The 21,466-nt window shown below is 52.7% G+C and carries 19 protein-coding genes; 16 read left to right on the forward strand and 3 right to left on the reverse strand.

The window, feature by feature from the left end; genetic code table 11:
* Positions 1-179 precede the first annotated feature (179 nt).
* A complete protein-coding gene (gene kup, locus AC1MKH_RS24635; protein ID WP_276222729.1) occupies positions 180-2,048 on the reverse strand; it encodes a low affinity potassium transporter Kup in 1,869 nt (622 codons plus the stop codon).
* Between the two features lie 219 nt (positions 2,049-2,267).
* Between kup and ravA the strand changes: the two genes are divergently transcribed.
* Complete coding sequence (gene ravA, locus AC1MKH_RS24640; protein ID WP_276222730.1) at positions 2,268-3,767, forward strand: ATPase RavA; 1,500 nt, start codon at positions 2,268-2,270, stop codon at positions 3,765-3,767.
* Complete coding sequence (gene viaA, locus AC1MKH_RS24645) at positions 3,761-5,212, forward strand: ATPase RavA stimulator ViaA (RefSeq protein ID WP_276222732.1); 1,452 nt, start codon at positions 3,761-3,763, stop codon at positions 5,210-5,212. Before ravA ends, viaA begins: the two co-directional genes overlap by 7 nt.
* A gap of 2 nt (positions 5,213-5,214) precedes the next feature.
* Here the strand turns inward: viaA and asnA are convergent, their stop codons facing one another.
* Complete coding sequence (gene asnA, locus AC1MKH_RS24650; protein ID WP_276222735.1) at positions 5,215-6,207, reverse strand: aspartate--ammonia ligase; 993 nt, start codon at positions 6,205-6,207, stop codon at positions 5,215-5,217.
* 152 nt (positions 6,208-6,359) lie between these two features.
* On the opposite strand from asnA, the gene asnC reads away from it, so the two are divergent.
* The 14 genes from asnC (at position 6,360) to AC1MKH_RS24720 (ending at position 18,739) form a co-directional block, all read left to right on the forward strand.
* Complete coding sequence (gene asnC, locus AC1MKH_RS24655) at positions 6,360-6,818, forward strand: transcriptional regulator AsnC (RefSeq protein WP_015966586.1); 459 nt, start codon at positions 6,360-6,362, stop codon at positions 6,816-6,818.
* Between the two features lie 88 nt (positions 6,819-6,906).
* Entirely contained in the window at positions 6,907-7,356 is a 450-nt protein-coding gene (gene mioC, locus AC1MKH_RS24660) for an FMN-binding protein MioC (protein WP_149463815.1), read from the forward strand.
* Between the two features lie 372 nt (positions 7,357-7,728).
* The gene (gene mnmG / locus AC1MKH_RS24665; protein ID WP_276222739.1) at positions 7,729-9,618 is read left to right on the forward strand and encodes a tRNA uridine-5-carboxymethylaminomethyl(34) synthesis enzyme MnmG; all 1,890 of its coding nucleotides are present in this window, start codon (positions 7,729-7,731) and stop codon (positions 9,616-9,618) included.
* A 97-nt stretch (positions 9,619-9,715) separates the two neighbouring features.
* Complete coding sequence (gene rsmG, locus AC1MKH_RS24670) at positions 9,716-10,339, forward strand: 16S rRNA (guanine(527)-N(7))-methyltransferase RsmG (RefSeq protein ID WP_276222741.1); 624 nt, start codon at positions 9,716-9,718, stop codon at positions 10,337-10,339.
* A gap of 615 nt (positions 10,340-10,954) precedes the next feature.
* Complete coding sequence (gene atpI, locus AC1MKH_RS24675; RefSeq protein WP_015966590.1) at positions 10,955-11,335, forward strand: F0F1 ATP synthase subunit I; 381 nt, start codon at positions 10,955-10,957, stop codon at positions 11,333-11,335.
* An 8-nt stretch (positions 11,336-11,343) separates the two neighbouring features.
* Positions 11,344-12,159: a F0F1 ATP synthase subunit A gene (gene atpB / locus AC1MKH_RS24680; protein WP_276222744.1), complete on the forward strand. Its 816-nt coding sequence runs from the start codon at positions 11,344-11,346 to the stop codon at positions 12,157-12,159.
* 46 nt (positions 12,160-12,205) lie between these two features.
* Complete coding sequence (gene atpE, locus AC1MKH_RS24685; protein ID WP_000429386.1) at positions 12,206-12,445, forward strand: F0F1 ATP synthase subunit C; 240 nt, start codon at positions 12,206-12,208, stop codon at positions 12,443-12,445.
* A 61-nt stretch (positions 12,446-12,506) separates the two neighbouring features.
* Positions 12,507-12,977, forward strand: a complete 471-nt coding sequence (gene atpF / locus AC1MKH_RS24690; RefSeq protein ID WP_015966592.1) for a F0F1 ATP synthase subunit B — start codon at positions 12,507-12,509, stop codon at positions 12,975-12,977.
* Positions 12,978-12,991: 14 nt separating this feature from the next.
* The gene (atpH, locus tag AC1MKH_RS24695) at positions 12,992-13,525 is read left to right on the forward strand and encodes a F0F1 ATP synthase subunit delta (protein ID WP_276222762.1); all 534 of its coding nucleotides are present in this window, start codon (positions 12,992-12,994) and stop codon (positions 13,523-13,525) included.
* A gap of 12 nt (positions 13,526-13,537) precedes the next feature.
* Entirely contained in the window at positions 13,538-15,079 is a 1,542-nt protein-coding gene (gene atpA / locus AC1MKH_RS24700; RefSeq protein ID WP_015966594.1) for a F0F1 ATP synthase subunit alpha, read from the forward strand.
* 50 nt (positions 15,080-15,129) lie between these two features.
* A complete protein-coding gene (gene atpG / locus AC1MKH_RS24705; protein WP_015966595.1) occupies positions 15,130-15,993 on the forward strand; it encodes a F0F1 ATP synthase subunit gamma in 864 nt (287 codons plus the stop codon).
* Between the two features lie 26 nt (positions 15,994-16,019).
* Positions 16,020-17,402 carry a F0F1 ATP synthase subunit beta gene (atpD, locus tag AC1MKH_RS24710; protein WP_015966596.1) on the forward strand — a complete coding sequence of 461 codons (1,383 nt, stop codon included), beginning with the start codon at positions 16,020-16,022 and terminating at the stop codon, positions 17,400-17,402.
* Positions 17,403-17,422: 20 nt separating this feature from the next.
* Positions 17,423-17,842, forward strand: coding sequence for a F0F1 ATP synthase subunit epsilon (locus AC1MKH_RS24715; protein WP_015966597.1), 420 nt, complete (start codon positions 17,423-17,425; stop codon positions 17,840-17,842).
* A 198-nt stretch (positions 17,843-18,040) separates the two neighbouring features.
* Positions 18,041-18,739, forward strand: a complete 699-nt coding sequence (locus AC1MKH_RS24720; protein ID WP_276222770.1) for a Bax inhibitor-1/YccA family protein — start codon at positions 18,041-18,043, stop codon at positions 18,737-18,739.
* Between the two features lie 391 nt (positions 18,740-19,130).
* Here the strand turns inward: AC1MKH_RS24720 and AC1MKH_RS24725 are convergent, their stop codons facing one another.
* Positions 19,131-21,278: a right-handed parallel beta-helix repeat-containing protein gene (locus tag AC1MKH_RS24725; protein WP_276222772.1), complete on the reverse strand. Its 2,148-nt coding sequence runs from the start codon at positions 21,276-21,278 to the stop codon at positions 19,131-19,133.
* Positions 21,279-21,466 lie beyond the last annotated feature (188 nt).

Consider the following 21,466-nt stretch of genomic DNA (forward strand, 5'->3'; position numbering starts at 1 on the left):
CTTGCTCCACTAGCGAAACGTTTCGCTGATGTAAGTTTAATCTTAAGAGTGAGCAGAAAACCAACATGGCGTAACAGAATTGTGATCGTCGTCGAAACGTTTCGCTCGCGACGTAAAAAGCGAAGAGTAGAAAGAGAAACGCCGGGAGGTGATAAACCTTCCCGGCGTGTTGATAGACTTTAAATCTCGACCTGGGTGCCCAGCTCGATAACCCGGTTCGGCGGGATTTCGAACTGATCCGGCGCGCGCAGGGCGTTACGTTGCAGCAGCAAATAGAGCTTACCGCGCAGGCGTAAATACCATGGGCGTTTGCCAACAATCAGCGACTCATGCGACATAAAGAACGACGTTTCCATCATTCGGCAGCTTAAACCTTCCAGACCACAGCGATGGAACACCTCTTCCACGTTCGGCGTTTCACGCCAGCCGTAGCTGGCCACCACCCGCCAGAAGGTTGGCGAAAGCTGTTCAATCTGCACACGACGCACGTTGTGGACGTAAGGCGCATCTTCCGTGCGCAGCGTCAGTAAGATCACCCGCTCATGCAGCACCTTGTTGTGCTTGAGGTTGTGCATCATGGCAAACGGAATCACGTTCAGCGCGCGCGACATATACACCGCGGTGCCCGGTACGCGAACCGGCGGTGATTTCTCCAGCGACGCGATCATCGCTTCCAGAGAGTTACCGTGCTCATGCATACGACGCAGCAGGCGGAAGCGCTCGCTTTTCCAGGTCGTCATCACGATAAACATCACCGTACCGAGGCTCAGCGGCAGCCAGCCACCGGAGACGATTTTATCGAGGTTCGCCGAGAACAGCGGAATATCGATGCACAGGAAGGCGACCAGAATGAACGCCACCAGGAACTTGTTCCAGTGCCAGTTTTTACGCGCCACGGTGGTCGACAGAATTGAGGTCAGCACCATCGTACCCGTTACCGCGATACCGTAAGCTGCCGCCAGATTACTGGAGTGCTCGAAGTTGATAATGACGATAACCACCGAGAAATAGAGCAGCCAGTTGATGAACGGGATGTAAATCTGCCCGGACTCCATTTCAGAGGTGTGAATAATGCGCATCGGCGAGAGATAACCCAGACGCACCGCCTGGCGAGTCAGTGAGAAGACGCCGGAAATAACCGCCTGCGAGGCGATAACCGTCGCCAGCGCCGCCAGAATCAGCAGCGGGATCAGCGCCCATTCCGGCGCGAGCAGGAAGAACGGGTTCTTAATCGCTTCCGGATGCTTCAAAAGCAGCGCGCCCTGACCGAAGTAGTTCAGCGTCAAAGACGGCAGCACCACCGAGAACCAGGCCAAACGAATCGGGAATTTACCGAAGTGGCCCATATCCGCATACAGCGCTTCTACCCCGGTGATGGAGAGGACAACCGCCCCCAGCGCCACAAACGACACCATCTTATATTCAAGGAAGAAGTGCACCGCCCACATTGGATTCAGCGCCTGAAGGACTTCCGGGTTACCGATAATGCTGCGCACGCCAAGCACCGCCAGAATCAGGAACCATGCCAGCATAATCGGGGCGAAGAGTTTGCCCACCATGCCGGTACCGTGCTTCTGAATCATAAACAGCAGCGTCAGCACCAGGATTGAGAGCGGTACTATCCAGCTATCAAGCTGTGGTGCGACAATTTCCAGGCCTTCAATGGCTGACATCACCGATATCGCCGGCGTGATGACCACTTCCCCATAGAAGAAGCTGCCGCCGATCAATCCAATGATCACCAGGAAGGAGGTGGTTTTTGCCGACGTGTTGCGCCCCGCCAAAGACATTAGCGTCAGGATCCCCCCCTCACCGGCGTTATCCGCGCGCATGACGAAGGTCAGATACTTAATGGAGACAACAAAGATCAGCAGCCAGAAGATTAATGACAGAAAGCCAAAAACCGCGTCACGTTCAACGCCAAAACCAAACTGCCCGGACAAACATTCTCGAAGAGTATAAAGAGGGCTGGTGCCGATATCGCCGTATACCACCCCAATGGCAGCGAGGGTTATCGCCGACAAAGATTGCTTCTTATCAGTGCTCATAGACTAGTCTTTCGTTTGTAAAACAAATGAGTGCCTGGTCCCTTGGCCCACGAAAAGCGCACAGTATGCACGATTAATCGCAAAATCGTACCCTTATGTGAATTCATATTAACCTGGCGCAAAGAAAATGAAGCGCTTCTTCAGCCTATTATCCTCGTCCATGAAACGTCTATACTCGCTCAGTTAGCCGTATGTTCGGCGAAAGGATGCAACTCAATTATGGCCCAATCACATTTATTAGCAGAAAGAATTTCGCGCCTGAGTAGCGCGCTTGAGAAAGGGCTGTATGAACGCAGTCACGCTATCCGCCTGTGCCTGCTGGCAGCGCTCAGCGGCGAGAGCGTGTTTTTGCTTGGCCCGCCAGGTATCGCCAAGAGTCTGATTGCGCGGCGCATTAAGTTCGCTTTTCAACACGCGCGCGCTTTCGAATATCTGATGACCCGCTTCTCCACGCCGGAAGAAGTCTTTGGCCCGCTGTCCATCCAGGCGTTAAAAGATGAAGGGCGCTATGAGCGTCTGACCGCAGGCTATTTACCGGAAGCGGAAATCGTTTTTCTTGATGAGATCTGGAAAGCTGGCCCGGCGATTCTGAACACCCTGCTGACCGCCATTAACGAACGTCATTTCCGCAACGGCGCGACGGTCGAGAAAATCCCGATGCGCCTGCTGGTGGCCGCATCGAACGAACTGCCGGAAGCAGAAAGCAGCCTTGAAGCGCTGTATGACCGTATGCTGATTCGTCTGTGGCTCGACAAGGTGCAGGAGAAAGGCAACTTCCGTTCCATGCTGGTGAGCCAGCAGGATGAGAACGAAAACCCGGTATCGTCGGTGCTTCAGGTCACGGATGAAGAGTTCTTCCAGTGGCAGAAAGACATCGCCGCTATCAAGCTGCCGGATACGGTTTTTGAACTGATCTTCACCCTGCGCCAGCAGCTCGATACGCTGCCCAATGCGCCCTATGTCTCTGACCGTCGCTGGAAGAAAGCGATTCGTCTGCTACAGGCCTGCGCATTCTTCAGCGGGCGCGATGCCATTGCGCCTATCGATCTTATTCTGCTTAAAGAGTGCCTGTGGCACGACGCGCAAAGCCGCAATTTGATGCAGCAACAGCTCGAAATATTGATGACCGGGCACGCCTGGCAACAGCAATCGATGCTGAATCGCCTGAGCGCCATTACTCAGCATCGCTTGCAGCTTCAGCAGCAGGAAAGCGATAAAACCGCGCTCAAAGTGACGCGTCTGGGCGGTATGTTCAGCCGTAAACCGCACTATGAACTTCCGGCGGAAGTTCAGGGCCCAACGGTCACGTTGCTGCTGCAAAAACCGCTTAAATTGCACGATATCGACGTTATTCACATCACCTTCGAGCGTCAGGTGCTGGCGCACTGGCTGGAGAAAGGCGGTGAAATTCGCGGCAAACTCAACGGCATCGGTTTTGCGCTGACGTTGAATATGGAGGTTGATAACGCGCAGCATCTGGTAGTGCGTGATATCAGTTTGCAGGGCTCACGCCTGGCGCTGCCGGGAACCGAAAGCCAGCAGAACATGCCTGCCGAAATCAAACAGCAGCTCGACGAACTGGCGGAAGAGTGGCATCGGCAGCATCTCAGCTTTAACGATCAGCAGAAATGCCTGTTCATTCATAGCGACTGGCTGGCGCAGATCGAAGCTAGCCTGCAGGATGTCGCGGCGCAGATCAAACAGGCACAGCAATGCTGACGATCGATACGCTCAACGTGATGCTGGCGGTCAGCGAAGAGGGATTGATCGAAGAGACGATCATCGCCCTGCTGGCGTCACCACAGCTATCGGCATTCTTTAAGAAATTCCCGCGCCTGAAAAGCGCTATTACGGAAGATCTGCCCCGCTGGCGTGAAAACCTGAAAAGCACGCTTAAAGGTACGCATGTGCCGCCGGAGCTGGAAGAAGAAGTGCTCTGCTATCAGCAGTGCCAGACCTTCTCCACGCCGCAAATCAATGCGCAGTTGCCGCAGATCCTGGCGCTGCTGAAAAAGGTGCGCTCACCGTACGCCGAACAGGCACAACAGCTGGCGGCGCATAATCCCACCTTTACCCCGGCGCTGCATACGCTGTTCCTGCAACGCTGGCGGCTAAGCCTGGTGGTGCAGGTGACATCGCTCAACCAGCAGTTACTGGAAGGTGAACGGGAACAGCTGCTGAGCGAGGTTCAGGAGCGAATGACCCTGAGCGGCCAACTGGAACCGGTGCTGGTCGAGAACGAAAACGCCGCCGGACGCCTGTGGGACATGAGCGCCGGGCAGCTTAAGCGCGGTGATTATCAGTTGATCGTGAAGTATGGCGATTTCCTCAGTCAGCAGCCGGAACTGATGCAGCTGGCGGATCAGCTTGGACGTTCGCGCGAAGCGAAATCGGTGCCCAAAAAAGATGCGCCAATGGAAACCTTCCGCACCCTGGTGCGCGAACCGTCAACGGTGCCGGAGCAGGTCGACGGCATTCAACAGAGCGATGACATTCTGCGCCTGCTGCCACCCGAACTTGCCACGCTCGGCATCACCGAACTGGAATATGAATTTTATCGGCGGCTGGTGGAGAAACAGCTTCTCACCTACCGTCTGCACGGCGACGCGTGGCATGAGAAAGTCACCGAACGCCCGGTGGTACACCAGGATGTAGACGAACAGCCGCGCGGGCCGTTTATCGTCTGCGTAGATACTTCAGGCTCAATGGGCGGCTTTAACGAGCAGTGCGCGAAAGCCTTTTGCCTTGCGATGATGCGCGTCGCGCTAGCGGACAACCGTCGCTGCTTCATTATGCTGTTTTCCAGCGAAGTGGTGCGCTACGAGCTAACCGGCCCGCAGGGGATCGAACAGGCGATCCGTTTCCTGAGTCAGCGTTTTCGCGGCGGTACCGACATGGCGAGCTGTTTTCGCGCCATCATCGAACGGCTGGAAAATCCCGCCTGGCAGGATGCCGACGCGGTGGTGATTTCAGACTTTATTGCCCAGCGGCTGCCGGATGAAGTGGTGAATAAGGTAGGGGAGTTACAGCGAAAACATCAGCACCGTTTTCACGCGGTGGCGATGTCTGCGCATGGCAAGCCCGGCATCATGCGCATCTTTGACCACATCTGGCGCTTCGATACCGGGTTGCGTAGCCGCCTGCTCAGACGCTGGCGGCGTTAATCTTACAGCAGGGAAGAGACGCCTTCACGTACCTGCGCCGGCCATACGCCGCATTGAACCTGCCCGATGTGGGAGAGTTGCAGCAGCAGCATGGTCAGACGCGACTGGCCAATCCCGCCGCCGATAGTCTGCGGCATTTCACCGCGCAGCAGCGCCTGATGCCATTCCAGCTGCAGGCGCTCTTCGTCGCCGGTCAGCTGTAACTGGTGTTGCAGCGCGTTGGCATCAACGCGGATCCCCATCGAAGAGAGCTCAAACGCATCTTCCAGAATCGGGTTCCACACCAGGATATCGCCGTTCAGACCCGCCAGACCAGATTCCGCCTGCGTGCTCCAGTCATCATAATCCGGCGCACGGACGTCGTGGCGTTGACCATCAGAGAGTTTGCCACCGATCCCAATCAGGAAGACGGCACCCAGTTCTTTGGCAATGGCGCGTTCACGACCTTTCGCATCGAGATCCGGATAACGGCTTAACAGCGTCTGGCTGTGCACAAAGTGGATCTGTTCTGGCAGGAACGGTGCCAGACCAAACTCTTTGCTTACTGCTTCTTCTGTTGCTTTGATCCCCGCCCAAATCGCCTTCACGGTACTTTCCAGAGTACCGAGATGACGCTCGCCATCACCCATCACGCGTTCCCAGTCCCACTGGTCAACGTAAACGGAGTGAATCGGCGAAAGGCGGTCTTCATCGGGGCGAAGGGCTTTCATGTGCGTGTAGAGCCCTTCACCCGCGCTGAAGTCGTGCTGTCCCAGGGTTTGACGTTTCCACTTAGCCAGAGAGTGCACCACTTCAAACTGGGCCTCTGGCAGGGCTTTCACTTTTACCTGTACCGCTTTTTCGCAACCAGAAAGGTTGTCCTGCGTCCCATCCCCTACGCGGCTCAGCAGCGGTGCCTGGACTTCAATCAGGCCCAACTTTTCTTCTAACTGGCGAGAGAAAAAGGATTTTACGAAACTAATCTGGCGTTGTTTTGCGATGTAAGCGGTTTTCATTTTTTATTACTCCTGCGTCCTGTTGGTTATGATTAAGCAACAGAATGCGGGTCATATTCAATAATCAACAGATAAAAAGGCGACTTCACTTTTGATTCGTTAAAAACAGGCGCTAAAATAGAAAGAATCATCATTCTTCATAAGAAAAAGCTATGGAAAATTATCAGATCGACAATCTGGACCGCGGCATCCTCGACGCCTTAATGGCGAATGCCCGAACCGCTTACGCCGAATTAGCCAAACAGTTCGGCGTCAGCCCTGGCACCATTCACGTTCGCGTCGAAAAAATGAAACAGGCGGGCATCATTACCGGCGCGCGCGTCGATGTCAGCCCAAAACAGCTCGGATACGATGTCGGCTGCTTTATCGGCATTATATTGAAGAGTGCAAAAGACTATCCGTCAGCGCTGGCGCGGCTGGAAAGCCTGGATGAAGTGACCGAGGCGTACTACACCACCGGCCATTACAGTATCTTTATTAAAGTGATGTGCCGGTCGATCGACGCGTTGCAGCACGTACTTATCAACAAGATCCAAACAATTGATGAAATTCAGTCCACCGAAACACTGATCGTCCTGCAGAACCCGATCATGCGTACCATCAAGCCGTGATCGGCTTTTTTAATCCCGCACTTTTCCACAGGTAGATCCCAGACCGTTCACAGCGTACAATACGCCACTCTTAATAAAGGTGGCGGTTATGGCAGATATCACACTCATCAGCGGAAGCACACTTGGCAGCGCCGAGTATGTGGCGGAACACCTGGCTGAAAAGCTGGAAGACGCGGGTTTTTCGACCGAAACGCTGCATGGTCCTTTATTAGAGGATCTCTCTGCGTCGGGGATCTGGCTGGTTATCAGCTCCACGCACGGTGCCGGTGATATTCCTGACAATCTGCTGCCTTTTTATAACGATCTCCGCGAGCAGAAACCCGACCTCTCTCAGGTTCGTTTCGGTTCTATCGGTATTGGCAGTCGTGAATACGACACTTTTTGCGGTGCCATCGATAAAATCGACACCGAATTGACCGCCTGCGGCGCGAAACAGATTGGTGAAACGCTCAAGATCAATGTCCTTGAACATGACATTCCTGAAGATCCTGCGGAAATTTGGGTCGGATCATGGGCCGATCGGCTCAGAGATTTGTAAAGATCCAACTTTATTCTGTGGATAACCCTGGTTAAAACCTTGGATCAACCGGTAGTTATCCAAAGAACAACTCTTGGTTAGTTTTTGAGTTGTGTATAACTCCCCGTTTTGATCCCAGCTTATACGGAACAGGATCACCGATCATTCACAGATAGTGATCCTTCTTAAGCTTTTGATCTTAAATACCGGATCGCACTTATCCACAGAAACTGGCGATCCTAATAAGAGATCACAATAGAACAGATCTCTAAATAAAAAGATCTTCTTTTAAATAGCAAAGATCCAGACGCTTTCTCCATCGACTAAAGTTGAGTAGAATCCACGCCCGGACTTCAATCCATCATCAAACCGCTTTATGCGAGGCAGACCACCATGTTTTATCAGGATCCTTTTGACGTCATCATCATTGGCGGGGGTCATGCAGGCACTGAGGCCGCGATGGCCGCAGCGCGAATGGGTCAGCAGACCCTGCTTTTGACACACAATATCGACACTCTGGGGCAGATGAGCTGCAACCCGGCGATTGGCGGCATTGGGAAAGGACACCTGGTAAAAGAAGTGGATGCACTTGGCGGCCTGATGGCCACCGCGATCGACCATGCAGGTATCCAGTTTAGGATACTAAACGCGAGCAAAGGGCCGGCGGTACGCGCCACTCGTGCTCAGGCGGATCGCGTGCTCTATCGCCAGGCCGTGCGTACTGCGCTTGAGAACCAACCCAACCTGATGATCTTCCAGCAGGCGGTTGAAGATCTGATTGTGGAAAACGATCGCGTGGTTGGCGCTGTCACCCAGATGGGACTGAAATTCCGTGCGAAAGCAGTCGTGCTGACCGTCGGAACTTTCCTCGACGGCAAAATTCATATCGGGCTGGATAACTACAGCGGTGGCCGTGCTGGCGATCCGCCGTCCATTCCGCTCTCTCGTCGTCTGCGTGAACTGCCGCTGCGCGTGAGCCGTCTGAAAACCGGCACCCCGCCGCGTATCGACGCGCGCACTATCGACTTCAGCGTGCTGGCGCAACAGCATGGCGATAACCCAATGCCCGTTTTCTCGTTCCTCGGCTATGCGTCCCAGCATCCGCGTCAGGTGCCGTGCTATGTCACGCATACCAACGAGAAAACCCATGACGTGATCCGCAATAACCTCGACCGCAGCCCAATGTATGCTGGCGTGATTGAAGGGATTGGCCCACGTTACTGCCCGTCTATTGAAGACAAAGTGATGCGCTTTGCCGACCGAAACCAGCACCAGATTTTCCTGGAGCCGGAAGGGCTGACCTCCAACGAAATTTACCCGAACGGTATCTCCACCAGCCTGCCATTCGATGTGCAGATGCAAATCGTCCGCTCTATGCAGGGGATGGAAAACGCAAAGATCGTCCGTCCAGGCTATGCTATCGAGTACGATTTCTTCGATCCTCGCGACCTGAAACCGACGCTGGAAAGCAAATACATTCATGGTCTGTTCTTTGCGGGTCAGATCAACGGCACCACCGGTTACGAAGAAGCTGCTGCACAAGGCCTGCTTGCCGGTCTGAACGCCGCTCGATTCTCTGCGGAGAAAGAGGGCTGGGCGCCGCGTCGCGATCAGGCCTACCTGGGTGTACTGGTCGACGATCTCTGCACGCTGGGTACCAAAGAACCGTACCGCATGTTTACCTCACGTGCGGAATATCGCCTGATGCTGCGCGAAGACAATGCCGATCTGCGTCTGACCGAAGCGGGCCGTGAGCTGGGTCTGGTTGATGACGTGCGTTGGGCGCGCTTCAACGAGAAGCTGGAAAATATCGAACGTGAACGTCAGCGTCTGAAATCCACCTGGGTGTCGCCATCCTCTGAGTCTGCGGGCGAAGTGAATACTCACCTGAGTGCGCCGCTGTCACGTGAAGCCAGCGGAGAAGATCTGCTGCGTCGCCCGGAAATGACCTACGAACAGCTGACCGCGCTGACGCCATTCGCGCCAGCGCTGGGCGATGCTCAGGCCGCTGAACAGGTTGAGATTCAGGTGAAATACGAAGGTTATATCGCGCGTCAGCAGGATGAGATTGAAAAACAGCAGCGTAACGAAAATACGCTCCTGCCTGCGACGCTCGATTATCGTCAGGTTAACGGTCTCTCCAACGAAGTGATCGCCAAGCTGAACGATCATAAACCGGTTTCAATTGGCCAGGCGTCACGTATTTCCGGGATTACTCCTGCCGCGATCTCAATTTTGCTGGTTTGGCTGAAAAAACAAGGTATGCTGCGCCGCAGCGCGTAATAACGGTTTTGGGCGGCGGCGTTTCGCGAGCCGCCCTACAAATTCGTAAGCCGGATAAAGCTAACATCCGGCAAATTATCCCCAACAGGTAACTTTCGTGATTAACAAACTCTCTCGTCTGCTGGATGAAGCAGGCATTTCGCTCACCGATCACCAGAAAAATCAGCTGGTGGCCTATGTCGATATGCTGAACAAATGGAACAAAGCGTACAACCTGACGTCCGTACGCGATCCTAACGAGATGTTAATTCGACATATTCTGGACAGCATCGTGGTTGCGCCGCATTTGCAGGGGCAACGGTTTATCGATGTCGGTACGGGCCCTGGATTGCCGGGTATCCCGCTTTCGATCGTGCGTCCGGAATCGCATTTTACGTTGCTCGACAGCCTGGGTAAGCGTGTACGCTTCCTGCGTCAGGTGCAGCATGAGCTGAAACTGGAGAACATCGCGCCGGTGCAAAGCCGAGTGGAAGAGTTCCCCGCAGAGCCGCCGTTTGACGGCGTCATCAGCCGTGCGTTTGCTTCTCTGACGGACATGGTGACCTGGTGTAAGCACTTACCAGCGGAAAATGGCCGCTTCTATGCGCTGAAAGGGCAGAGGCCTGACGATGAAATCAGCCAGTTACCGACTGAATTTTCCGTAGAAAATATCGTTGAACTCCGTGTTCCGCACCTGGAAGGCGAACGCCATCTGGTGACAATTAGAACAAACAAAAGTTAACTTTTATCAAAAAATATCGGAAAAAACCGACCTCGATTTTGTTAAAAAGAAGCGACAAAAGCGATGGAACATTCAGTTACATTTAACGACATTTTAACTAAACTGTATCTGGCATTTAACGTGGCTCTTTTTGTTAACAATAAAAATAGTCAACGTGGAAAATATCAGTCTACTAGCAGTCGATTCGCTGAATGAAAATTGAATGTTAAATTTTTATTATAAATGTCAATAAGCTGTTTTTACGGTGTGTGTGTCATTTTTGAAAAGAGTTGTCTCTAATTGCCTTTAAGATCAAAACACTGGCAAGTTATGAATTGAGGCTAATCTCAATCGAACATCATCAAAAATGTTTATTATGTGATCTGGAGCACGCTTTGTAGTCAGCGTTTTCGCGGTATTTGCACTTTTGTTCGATCGTTCACACTTTCACAAAAATCGCGAAAATAGAGGTGAGGAAAAATATTTAAACATTTATTCACCTTTTTGCTACTTATTGTTTGAAATCACGAGGCGTCACCGTATAATTTGACCGCTTTTTGATGCTTGACTCCGAGCCTTAAAGAACGTTTTATACGACACGCGGCATACCTCAAAGGGAGCAGGAGTAATAACGTGATGTCATTGTCGCTCGTGAGTCGAAACGTTGCTCGTAAGCTTCTGTTCATTCAGCTCCTGGCAGTAATAGCAAGTGGACTGCTGTTCAGCCTCAAAGACCCCTTTTGGGGCATTTCCTCCGCGTGCGGAGGTATGGCAGTATTCCTGCCTAACATGTTGTTTATGATTTTTGCCTGGCGCCACCAGGTACATACACCGGCTAAAGGCCGAGTCGCCTGGACATTCGCGTTTGGCGAAGCGTTCAAGGTGTTGGCGATGCTGGTGTTGCTGATCGTGGCGTTGGCAGTTTTGAAGGCGGTGTTCTTGCCGCTAATCGTGACATGGATTTTGGTGCTGGTGGTTCAGATACTGGCACCCGCTGTAATTAACAACAAAGGGTAAAAGGCATCATGGCTTCTGAAAATATGACGCCGCAGGATTACATAGGTCACCACCTGAATAACCTTCAGCTGGACCTGCGTACATTCTCGCTGGTAGATCCGCATAACCCCCCAGCCACCTTCTGGACGCTCAATATTGACTCCATGTTCTTCTCGGTGGTGCTGGGTCTGTTGTTCCTGCTTATGTTCCGTAGCGTTGCTAAACGAGCAACCAGCGGCGTACCAGGCAAATTTCAGACCGCGATTGAGCTGGTAATCGGCTTCGTTCATGGCAGTGTCAAAGACATGTACCATGGCAAAAGCAAGCTCATCGCTCCTCTGGCTCTGACGGTTTTCGTCTGGGTCTTCCTGATGAACCTGATGGACCTTCTGCCTATCGACCTGCTGCCGTACATTGCTGAGCATGTACTGGGCCTGCCGGCGCTGCGCGTGGTACCGTCTGCGGATGTGAACATTACCCTGTCTATGGCACTGGGCGTGTTTATCCTGATTCTGTTCTACAGCATCAAAATGAAAGGCATCGGCGGCTTCGCTAAAGAGTTGACGCTGCAGCCGTTCAATCACTGGGCTTTCATTCCTATCAACTTAATCCTTGAAGGGGTCAGCCTGCTGTCCAAACCGATTTCACTCGGTCTGCGACTGTTCGGTAACATGTATGCCGGTGAGCTGATTTTCATTCTGATTGCTGGTCTGTTGCCGTGGTGGTCACAGTGGATTCTGAATGTGCCGTGGGCCATTTTCCACATCCTGATCATTACGCTGCAAGCCTTCATCTTCATGGTTCTGACGATCGTCTATCTGTCGATGGCGTCTGAAGAGCATTAATTTACCAACACTACTACGTTTTAACTGAAACAAACTGGAGACTGTCATGGAAAACCTGAATATGGATCTGCTGTACATGGCTGCCGCTGTGATGATGGGTCTGGCGGCAATCGGTGCTGCGATCGGTATCGGCATCCTCGGGGGCAAATTCCTGGAAGGCGCAGCGCGTCAACCGGATCTGATTCCACTGCTGCGTACTCAGTTCTTTATCGTTATGGGTCTGGTGGATGCTATCCCAATGATCGCTGTAGGTCTGGGTCTGTACGTGATGTTTGCTGTCGCGTAGTAAGCGTTGCTTGAATTAGTAAGCAATATCAGAACGTTAACTAGATAAGAGGCATTGTGCTGTGAATCTTAACGCAACAATCCTCGGCCAGGCCATCGCGTTTGTCCTGTTCGTTCTGTTCTGCATGAAGTACGTATGGCCGCCGTTAATGGCTGCCATCGAAAAACGTCAAAAAGAGATTGCTGACGGTCTTGCTTCTGCTGAACGAGCTAAAAAGGATTTGGACCTTGCACAGGCCAACGCGACCGACCAGCTGAAAAAAGCGAAAGCGGAAGCCCAGGTTATCATTGAGCAGGCGAACAAACGTCGCGCCCAGATCCTGGACGAAGTGAAAGCTGAAGCAGAACAGGAACGTACTAAAATCGTGGCGCAGGCTCAGGCGGAAATCGACGCTGAGCGTAAACGTGCTCGCGAAGAACTGCGTAAGCAAGTTGCTATCCTGGCTGTTGCTGGCGCCGAGAAGATCATCGAACGTTCCGTGGATGAAGCTGCTAACAGCGACATCGTGGACAAACTTGTCGCTGAACTGTAAGGAGGGAGGGGCTGATGTCTGAATTTGTTACTGTAGCTCGCCCCTACGCCAAAGCAGCTTTTGACTTTGCCGTTGAACACAACAGTGTAGAGCGCTGGCAGGACATGCTGGCGTTTACCGCTGAAGTGACGAAAAACGAACAAATGGCAGAGCTTCTGTCTGGCGCGATGGCGCCGGAAACGCTCGCTAAGTCGTTTATCGCCGTCTGTGGTGAGCAACTGGACGAAAACGGCCAGAATCTGATTAAGGTTATGGCTGAAAATGGTCGTCTGAGAGTGCTCCCGGATGTTCTTGAGCAGTTTATTCATTTACGTGCCGCCAGCGAGGCGATTGCAGAAGTCGAAGTGACTTCCGCGACAGCACTGAGTGAAGAACAGCTTGCGAAAATCAGCACAGCGATGGAAAAACGTCTGTCACGCAAAGTGAAGCTGAATTGCAATATCGATAAGTCTGTAATGGCAGGCATTATCATCCGTTCGGGTGATATGGTCATTGATGGCAGCGTACGCGGCCGTCTTGAACGCCTTGCAGACGTCTTGCAGTCTTAAGGGGACTGGAGCATGCAACTGAATTCCACCGAAATCAGCGAACTGATCAAGCAGCGCATTGCTCAGTTCAGTGTTGTGAGTGAAGCTCACAACGAAGGTACTATTGTTTCTGTAAGTGACGGTGTTATCCGCATCCACGGCCTGGCCGATTGTATGCAGGGTGAAATGATCTCCCTGCCGGGTAACCGTTACGCTATCGCACTGAACCTGGAGCGCGACTCCGTTGGTGCAGTTGTGATGGGTCCGTATGCTGACCTTGCCGAAGGCATGAAAGTTAAGTGTACGGGTCGTATCCTGGAAGTTCCGGTTGGCCGCGGCCTGCTGGGTCGTGTGGTTAACACCCTGGGTGCGCCAATCGACGGTAAAGGTGCGCTGGATAACGACGGCTTCTCCGCTGTTGAAGCTATCGCGCCGGGCGTTATCGAACGTCAGTCCGTTGATCAGCCTGTTCAGACTGGTTATAAGTCCGTTGATGCCATGATCCCAATCGGTCGTGGTCAGCGTGAACTGATCATCGGTGACCGTCAGACCGGTAAAACGGCGCTGGCAATCGATGCCATCATCAACCAGCGTGATTCCGGCATCAAATGTGTCTACGTTGCTATCGGCCAGAAAGCGTCCACTATTTCTAACGTGGTACGTAAACTGGAAGAACACGGCGCGCTGGCTAACACCATCGTTGTTGTGGCAACCGCGTCTGAATCCGCTGCACTGCAATACCTGGCGCCGTATGCCGGTTGCGCAATGGGTGAATACTTCCGTGACCGTGGTGAAGATGCGCTGATCATTTATGATGACCTGTCTAAACAGGCTGTCGCATACCGTCAGATCTCCCTGCTGCTCCGTCGTCCGCCAGGACGTGAAGCATTCCCGGGCGACGTATTCTATCTCCACTCCCGTCTGCTGGAGCGTGCTGCGCGTGTTAACGCCGAATACGTTGAAGCCTTCACCAAAGGTGAAGTGAAAGGGAAAACCGGTTCTCTGACCGCTCTGCCGATTATCGAAACCCAGGCGGGTGACGTTTCTGCGTTCGTTCCGACTAACGTAATCTCCATTACCGATGGTCAGATCTTCCTGGAAACCAACCTGTTTAACGCCGGTATTCGTCCTGCGGTTAACCCGGGTATCTCCGTATCCCGTGTAGGTGGTGCAGCGCAGACCAAGATCATGAAAAAACTGTCCGGTGGTATCCGTACCGCACTGGCACAGTATCGTGAACTGGCGGCGTTCTCTCAGTTTGCATCCGACCTTGACGATGCAACCCGTAAGCAGCTTGACCACGGTCAGAAAGTGACCGAACTGCTGAAACAGAAACAGTATGCGCCGATGTCTGTCGCGCAGCAGTCTCTGGTTCTGTTCGCAGCAGAACGTGGTTACCTGGCAGATGTTGAATTGTCGAAAATCGGTAGCTTCGAAGCCGCTCTGCTGGCTTACGTCGACCGTGATCACGCTCCACTGATGCAAGAGATCAACCAGTCCGGTGGCTATAACGACGAAATCGAAGGCAAGCTGAAAGGCATCCTCGATTCCTTCAAAGCAACCCAATCCTGGTAACGTCTGGTGGCCTGCCCTAAGGCAGGCCGCAAGGCATTGAGGAGAAGCTCATGGCCGGCGCAAAAGAGATACGTAGTAAGATCGCAAGCGTCCAGAACACGCAGAAGATCACTAAAGCGATGGAAATGGTCGCCGCTTCCAAAATGCGTAAATCGCAGGAACGTATGGCGGCCAGCCGTCCTTATGCAGAAACCATGCGCAAAGTGATTGGTCACCTTGCAAACGGTAATCTGGAATATAAGCACCCTTACCTGGAAGAACGCGACGTTAAACGCGTGGGCTACCTGGTGGTGTCGACAGACCGTGGTCTGTGTGGTGGCTTGAACATTAACCTGTTCAAAAAAATTCTGGCGGAAATGAAAGGTTGGTCTGATAAAGGCGTTCAGTGCGATATCGCAATGATCGGCTCTAAAGGCGTCTCTTTCTTCAATTCCGTTGGCGGCAACATCGTCGCGCAGGTCACTGGCATGGGGGATAACCCTTCCCTGTCCGAACTGATCGGCCCGGTAAAAGTGATGTTGCAGGCTTACGATGAAGGCCGTCTGGACAAGCTTTATATTGTAAACAACAAATTTATCAACACCATGTCTCAGGTTCCTACCATCACTCAGCTGCTGCCGCTGCCTGCGTCAGAAGATGAGGATCTGAAGCGTAAATCCTGGGATTACCTGTATGAACCCGATCCGAAAGCGCTGCTGGATACCCTCCTGCGCCGCTACGTAGAGTCTCAGGTTTATCAAGGTGTTGTAGAAAACCTGGCCAGCGAGCAGGCCGCACGTATGGTGGCGATGAAAGCCGCGACCGACAATGGCGGCAGCCTGATCAAAGAGCTGCAGTTGGTATACAACAAAGCTCGTCAGGCCAGCATTACTCAGGAACTCACCGAGATCGTCGGTGGTGCATCCGCGGTATAACCAGGTTAATTCGTAGAGGATTCAAGATGGCTACTGGAAAAATTGTCCAGGTAATCGGCGCCGTAGTTGACGTCGAATTCCCTCAGGATGCCGTACCGCGCGTGTACGAAGCTCTTGAGGTACAGAATGGTAATGAAGTGCTGGTGCTGGAAGTTCAGCAGCAGCTCGGCGGCGGTATCGTGCGTACCATCGCAATGGGTTCTTCTGACGGCCTGCGCCGTGGTCTGGATGTAAAAGACCTCGAGCACCCGATCGAAGTCCCGGTAGGTAAAGCGACACTGGGTCGCATCATGAACGTACTGGGTCAACCGGTTGACATGAAAGGCGACATCGGTGAAGAAGAGCGTTGGGCTATCCACCGCGCAGCACCGTCCTATGAAGAGCTGTCAAACTCTCAGGAACTGCTGGAAACCGGTATCAAAGTAATCGACCTGATGTGTCCGTTCGCTAAGGGCGGTAAAGTCGGTCTGTTCGGTGGTGCGGGTGTAGGTAAAACCGTAAACATGATGGAGCTGATCCGTAACATCGCGATCGAGCACTCCGGTTACTCTGTGTTTGCGGGCGTAGGTGAACGTACTCGTGAGGGTAACGACTTCTACCACGAAATGACCGAATCCAACGTTATCGATAAAGTATCCCTGGTGTATGGCCAGATGAACGAGCCGCCGGGAAACCGTCTGCGCGTTGCACTGACCGGCCTGACTATGGCTGAGAAATTCCGTGACGAAGGCCGTGACGTACTGCTGTTCGTCGATAACATCTATCGTTATACCCTGGCCGGTACGGAAGTATCCGCACTGCTGGGTCGTATGCCTTCAGCGGTAGGTTATCAGCCGACCCTGGCGGAAGAGATGGGTGTTCTTCAGGAACGTATCACCTCCACCAAAACCGGTTCTATCACCTCCGTACAGGCGGTATACGTACCTGCGGATGACTTGACTGACCCATCCCCAGCAACCACCTTTGCGCACTTAGACGCAACCGTGGTACTGAGCCGTCAGATCGCGTCTCTGGGTATCTACCCGGCCGTTGACCCGCTGGACTCCACCAGCCGTCAGCTGGACCCGCTGGTTGTTGGTCAGGAACACTACGACACTGCGCGTGGCGTTCAGTCCATCCTGCAGCGTTATCAGGAACTGAAAGACATCATCGCCATCCTGGGTATGGATGAACTGTCTGAAGAAGATAAACTGGTGGTAGCACGCGCACGTAAAATTCAGCGCTTCCTGTCCCAGCCGTTCTTCGTAGCGGAAGTATTCACCGGTTCTCCGGGTAAATACGTTTCCCTGAAAGACACCATCCGTGGCTTTAAAGGCATCATGGACGGCGAATACGATCACCTGCCAGAGCAGGCGTTCTACATGGTCGGTTCCATCGACGAAGCCGTGGAAAAAGCCAAAAAACTTTAACGCCTTAATCGGAGGGTGATATGGCAATGACTTACCACCTGGACGTCGTCAGCGCAGAGCAACAAATGTTCTCTGGTCTGGTCGAGAAAATCCAGGTAACGGGTAGCGAAGGTGAACTGGGTATTTACCCGGGTCACGCCCCGCTGCTCACCGCCATTAAGCCTGGTATGATCCGCATCGTGAAACAGCACGGTCATGAAGAGTTTATCTACCTGTCTGGCGGCATTCTTGAAGTGCAGCCTGGTAGCACGACCGTTCTGGCTGATACCGCCATTCGTGGCCAGGATCTCGACGAAGCGCGAGCCCTGGAAGCGAAACGCAAAGCGGAAGAGCACATCAAGAGCTCTCACGGCGACGTGGATTACGCTCAGGCGTCTGCGGAACTGGCCAAAGCGATCGCGCAGCTGCGCGTTATCGAGCTGACCAAGAAAGCGATGTAACACCGGCTTGAAAGTCATAAAGCCAGTCTGGTTTCCAGGCTGGCTTTTTTTATGATTTTGACCCGTTATATACATAATATTTATTAATATTCAAAAAGTTATCCGATCCCGTCAACGCTAATTGTCACCCTCTCGACGCAGTGCTATTTTGTCTCGCATGTAACTATTACAGCTGTAACTATATGAGGGATCATTAGCATGTCATTTAAACCTTTATTTGAAGGCCCGCAATCTGCTCGTCAGACTGACCGCGCCACGTTTATTCGTCAAACCTACATTCACCTTGCCGTTTCGGTACTGGGCTTTATTTTGCTGAGCGCGGTGTTGATGAATCAGGGCGTGGGCGAGATGATGCTGGCAAAACTGGCGGCAGGCGGTCGTTATGGCTGGCTGGTGGTACTGGGGGCATTTATGCTGGTGAGCATGCTGGCGACGCGTCTCGCCGATAACGTGGAATCCGATAACACTCAGCAGATTGGCCTTGGGATTTACGTGCTCGCCGAAGCGTTAATTTTCGCGCCGTTGCTCACCATGGCCAGATACATCAACCCGGACATCATCCCATCCGCTGCGATTACCACGCTGCTGCTGGTGTGCGGCCTGACCTTTACCGCCTTCACCACGCGTAAAGACTTTTCTTTTATGCGTTCGTTTTTGACGATGGCGAGCTTTATCGCGCTGGGGGCTATTGTGGCAAGCGTGATGCTCGGGTTCTCGCTCGGGATTTGGTTTAGTGCCGCGATGGTGCTGCTGTGTGCCGGGTTTATTCTGTACGATACCTCCAACATCATTCATCACTATCCAACCAACCGTCCTGCTGGCGCAGCGCTGCATCTGTTCGCATCCATCGCCACGATGTTCTGGTATGTGCTGCGGCTGTTTATGTCACGCAACTAAGTTCACGCGGTAAATCGTGCATATGCAGGTTTTACCGCGCTGTTTCAATTTGCCTGAAACTGAAAAGCGGTTTTGATATTTTGTGATGAGCATCACAAAAACGTTGATCGATTAAAAAATGAGGCGTAGACTTCTTTTTGTGAGTTGAATCACAAAAATTATTTTCCTACAAAGGTGCTATCATGAAACTGATCAACAAAATCATCGCTCTTTTCAGCTCTATGAATATCTCTTTCGGTACTATCAACCACTAAGGTTGCATGGCTGAGAGCCTCGTTTGCTGTGTTTCGTTTTGCGCTGTACCGCTAACTAAAACCACAACACATGCGGTGTGAACGAGAACCAAACGAAGAAGGTCGCCTGATGGCGACCTTTTTGTTTATTTGCGGCGTTAATTTTTAGTCAGAAAATCCCCGGTCTTAAAGCTGCCATCCGCGTTACGCTCCAGCGGTTGTGGCAGGTCCAGCGAGAGATACTCCTTGCTGTTTATGCTTTTCCCTTCAGCAATAAAGATATTGCTGGCATCAATATTCCCCACCACCGCATCATCGTATTTTCCGGGCGTCGTCCGCAGCGAAAGGTTGTCGCTGAAGACACCCTGCGTTGACGCATCGCCGTAGGGGCTCGGGCGGAAGATGTAGTTGAAACGCTGATTGTCGACGGCAACGTTGTTCACCACCACCAGCTTGCCCGGGTTAAAGTTATCGGTGAAACCATCAAGATGGTTGCCAATGGCAATACTGTTGCGGATCTCATGTGCGACGGGCTGCCCTTCTCCACCTAACTTAAAGCCGTTACTGGTGTTGTTACGGGCGATGGAGTTTTCAATGACCACCACCCCGTTGGCGCCGTCTTCGATTTTGTTGAACAGATCGTAGCCGTCATCAATGTTGTCGTGTGCATAACATCCTTCCAGCCGGTTGCCTTCCCCCACGCGCATCTTCACCGCAAAGCCGTCGGCATTGATCTTGCCGGGATCTTCATTGCTGAACGATTCCGAATTCACGACCCGGTTGTAACTGGCCCACAGTGGGCGACCCAGTTTATCCGGCGAGGAGATTTGAATTCCGGTATCGTCGTTGTGATAGGCCACAATGTTCTCGATAGTGTTATGGCTGCCCTGAATACGCAAACTCTTATCGGTAATATCGATACCGTTGAGATGCCAGTAGTTCGCGTCCAGCAACATACCGTGGATCACCGCTTTGCCCTTGGCCGCCAGCACTTTCGGCTTATCCTTCAGGCCGCTGGCGCTGAGCGGAATATCCGTTTTCGGATAGCTTCCCTCAGCAAGAATAATTGTTCCGCCTGGCGGCAGCAGATTAATAGCCGTATTGAGATCTAACGGCGACGCTTGCGTCCCTTTCCCCTCAGCTTTTCCGTCTGGCGCGACATACAACGTGTTGCCCGTGATGGTCGTGACGAGTTGCACGTCCATGCTCTGAGTTACCGGCTTGCCGTTTGTGGGCGTCCAGCTAATCTGGAAATTATTGTTCTCCTGAAGCTGAGTGGGCAGGGTAAACATCTCGCCGGCCTTCACCACTTTATCAAGCCCGATCACCACTTCGTTGTGACGCACGGTAAAGTTTCCGTCACCGTTGGCGCGTGCCTGGAGGATGTAATCCTTGCTCAGACTCTTCTCTGCGGAAGCAATCTGCATCACCGGCGGCCAGCTTTTCGCCACAAAAGGCGCGGATGCCACGGTTTGCGCAGTAGACGTGGTAAGTGACGCATCGCGAACGGTGATTTTGGCATTGCGCGAGGCGAAGAAGCCAACGTAGTAATGTTGCTTATCCTGTACCGAAATAAGATCGGCACGCGGCAGTTTTTCGCTGACCCACTCATCACTGCCCGCAGGCGCCCAGGCGGTAATGAAGCCATCATTGGTACGCTCAAGCTTCAGGCGGAAGGTCGGCGTCTTTTGCAGATCAACTTCTTCTTTGTAGCTCACCTTATTTATCGCTGACCCGGCATTGCCCCACGGTTGTGTGATGCCTTCGCGCGCGATGGCCTGTAGCTTCACGCGGTGAGCATCTTTTTTGTCCTGCGTCATGATGGCATTCATCACCATGTTGGATGCGGCCGGGAACTCCTCGTAGCCCTCTTTCAGTGGCTCCTGACGCGGAGTGCCAATTACATCGCGCACCAGTAAACCCGCACCCTCTTGTGCCGCCGGTTTGGCGCCGTTTTCCGGGCCAAACTGATCGACGGTCACCGTGGCCTGCAGCACAAAGTTTTCATCTGCGGGGAGTTGGGTGTAGAAAAACGTCAGGCCATCATGCGAGTTAGCAATCTTGCCGCCACGGCTCTCGAGGGTAATCGGTTTGCTCAAATCCGCCGTGCTGTCCGGACTGAGCGTTTTACCCTCAATGGTGACGTTATTCACGCCAACCTTTTCCGGCAGGACGTTGGAGGAGAAATTGACATCAGTCGATTGCCCAAAGGCGACCGCTTTCCAGAGTGGAGCCTGTGCGGCCAGTGCCGGTAGGGTAATAACAGCGCTGCACAGAGTTAAAGCCAGAGGTAATTTGTTTTTCATATTATATTCCTGAATGGTTTCCCGCTGCGATTATCACCAAAATGAAATACTGTTTCTTTTTTGTGCGTCACAAAATAGCTCAAATAAAACGCTGTTTTATTTCTGCACGATCTTTATTCAGGTGGCAAAAGAAGAGCCTAAGCAGTGGCATAGCGCGTAATTCGGCGTTCTGGCTAAACTTTTACAAG

This window comes from Pseudocitrobacter sp. CD920760, from assembly GCF_057782505.1.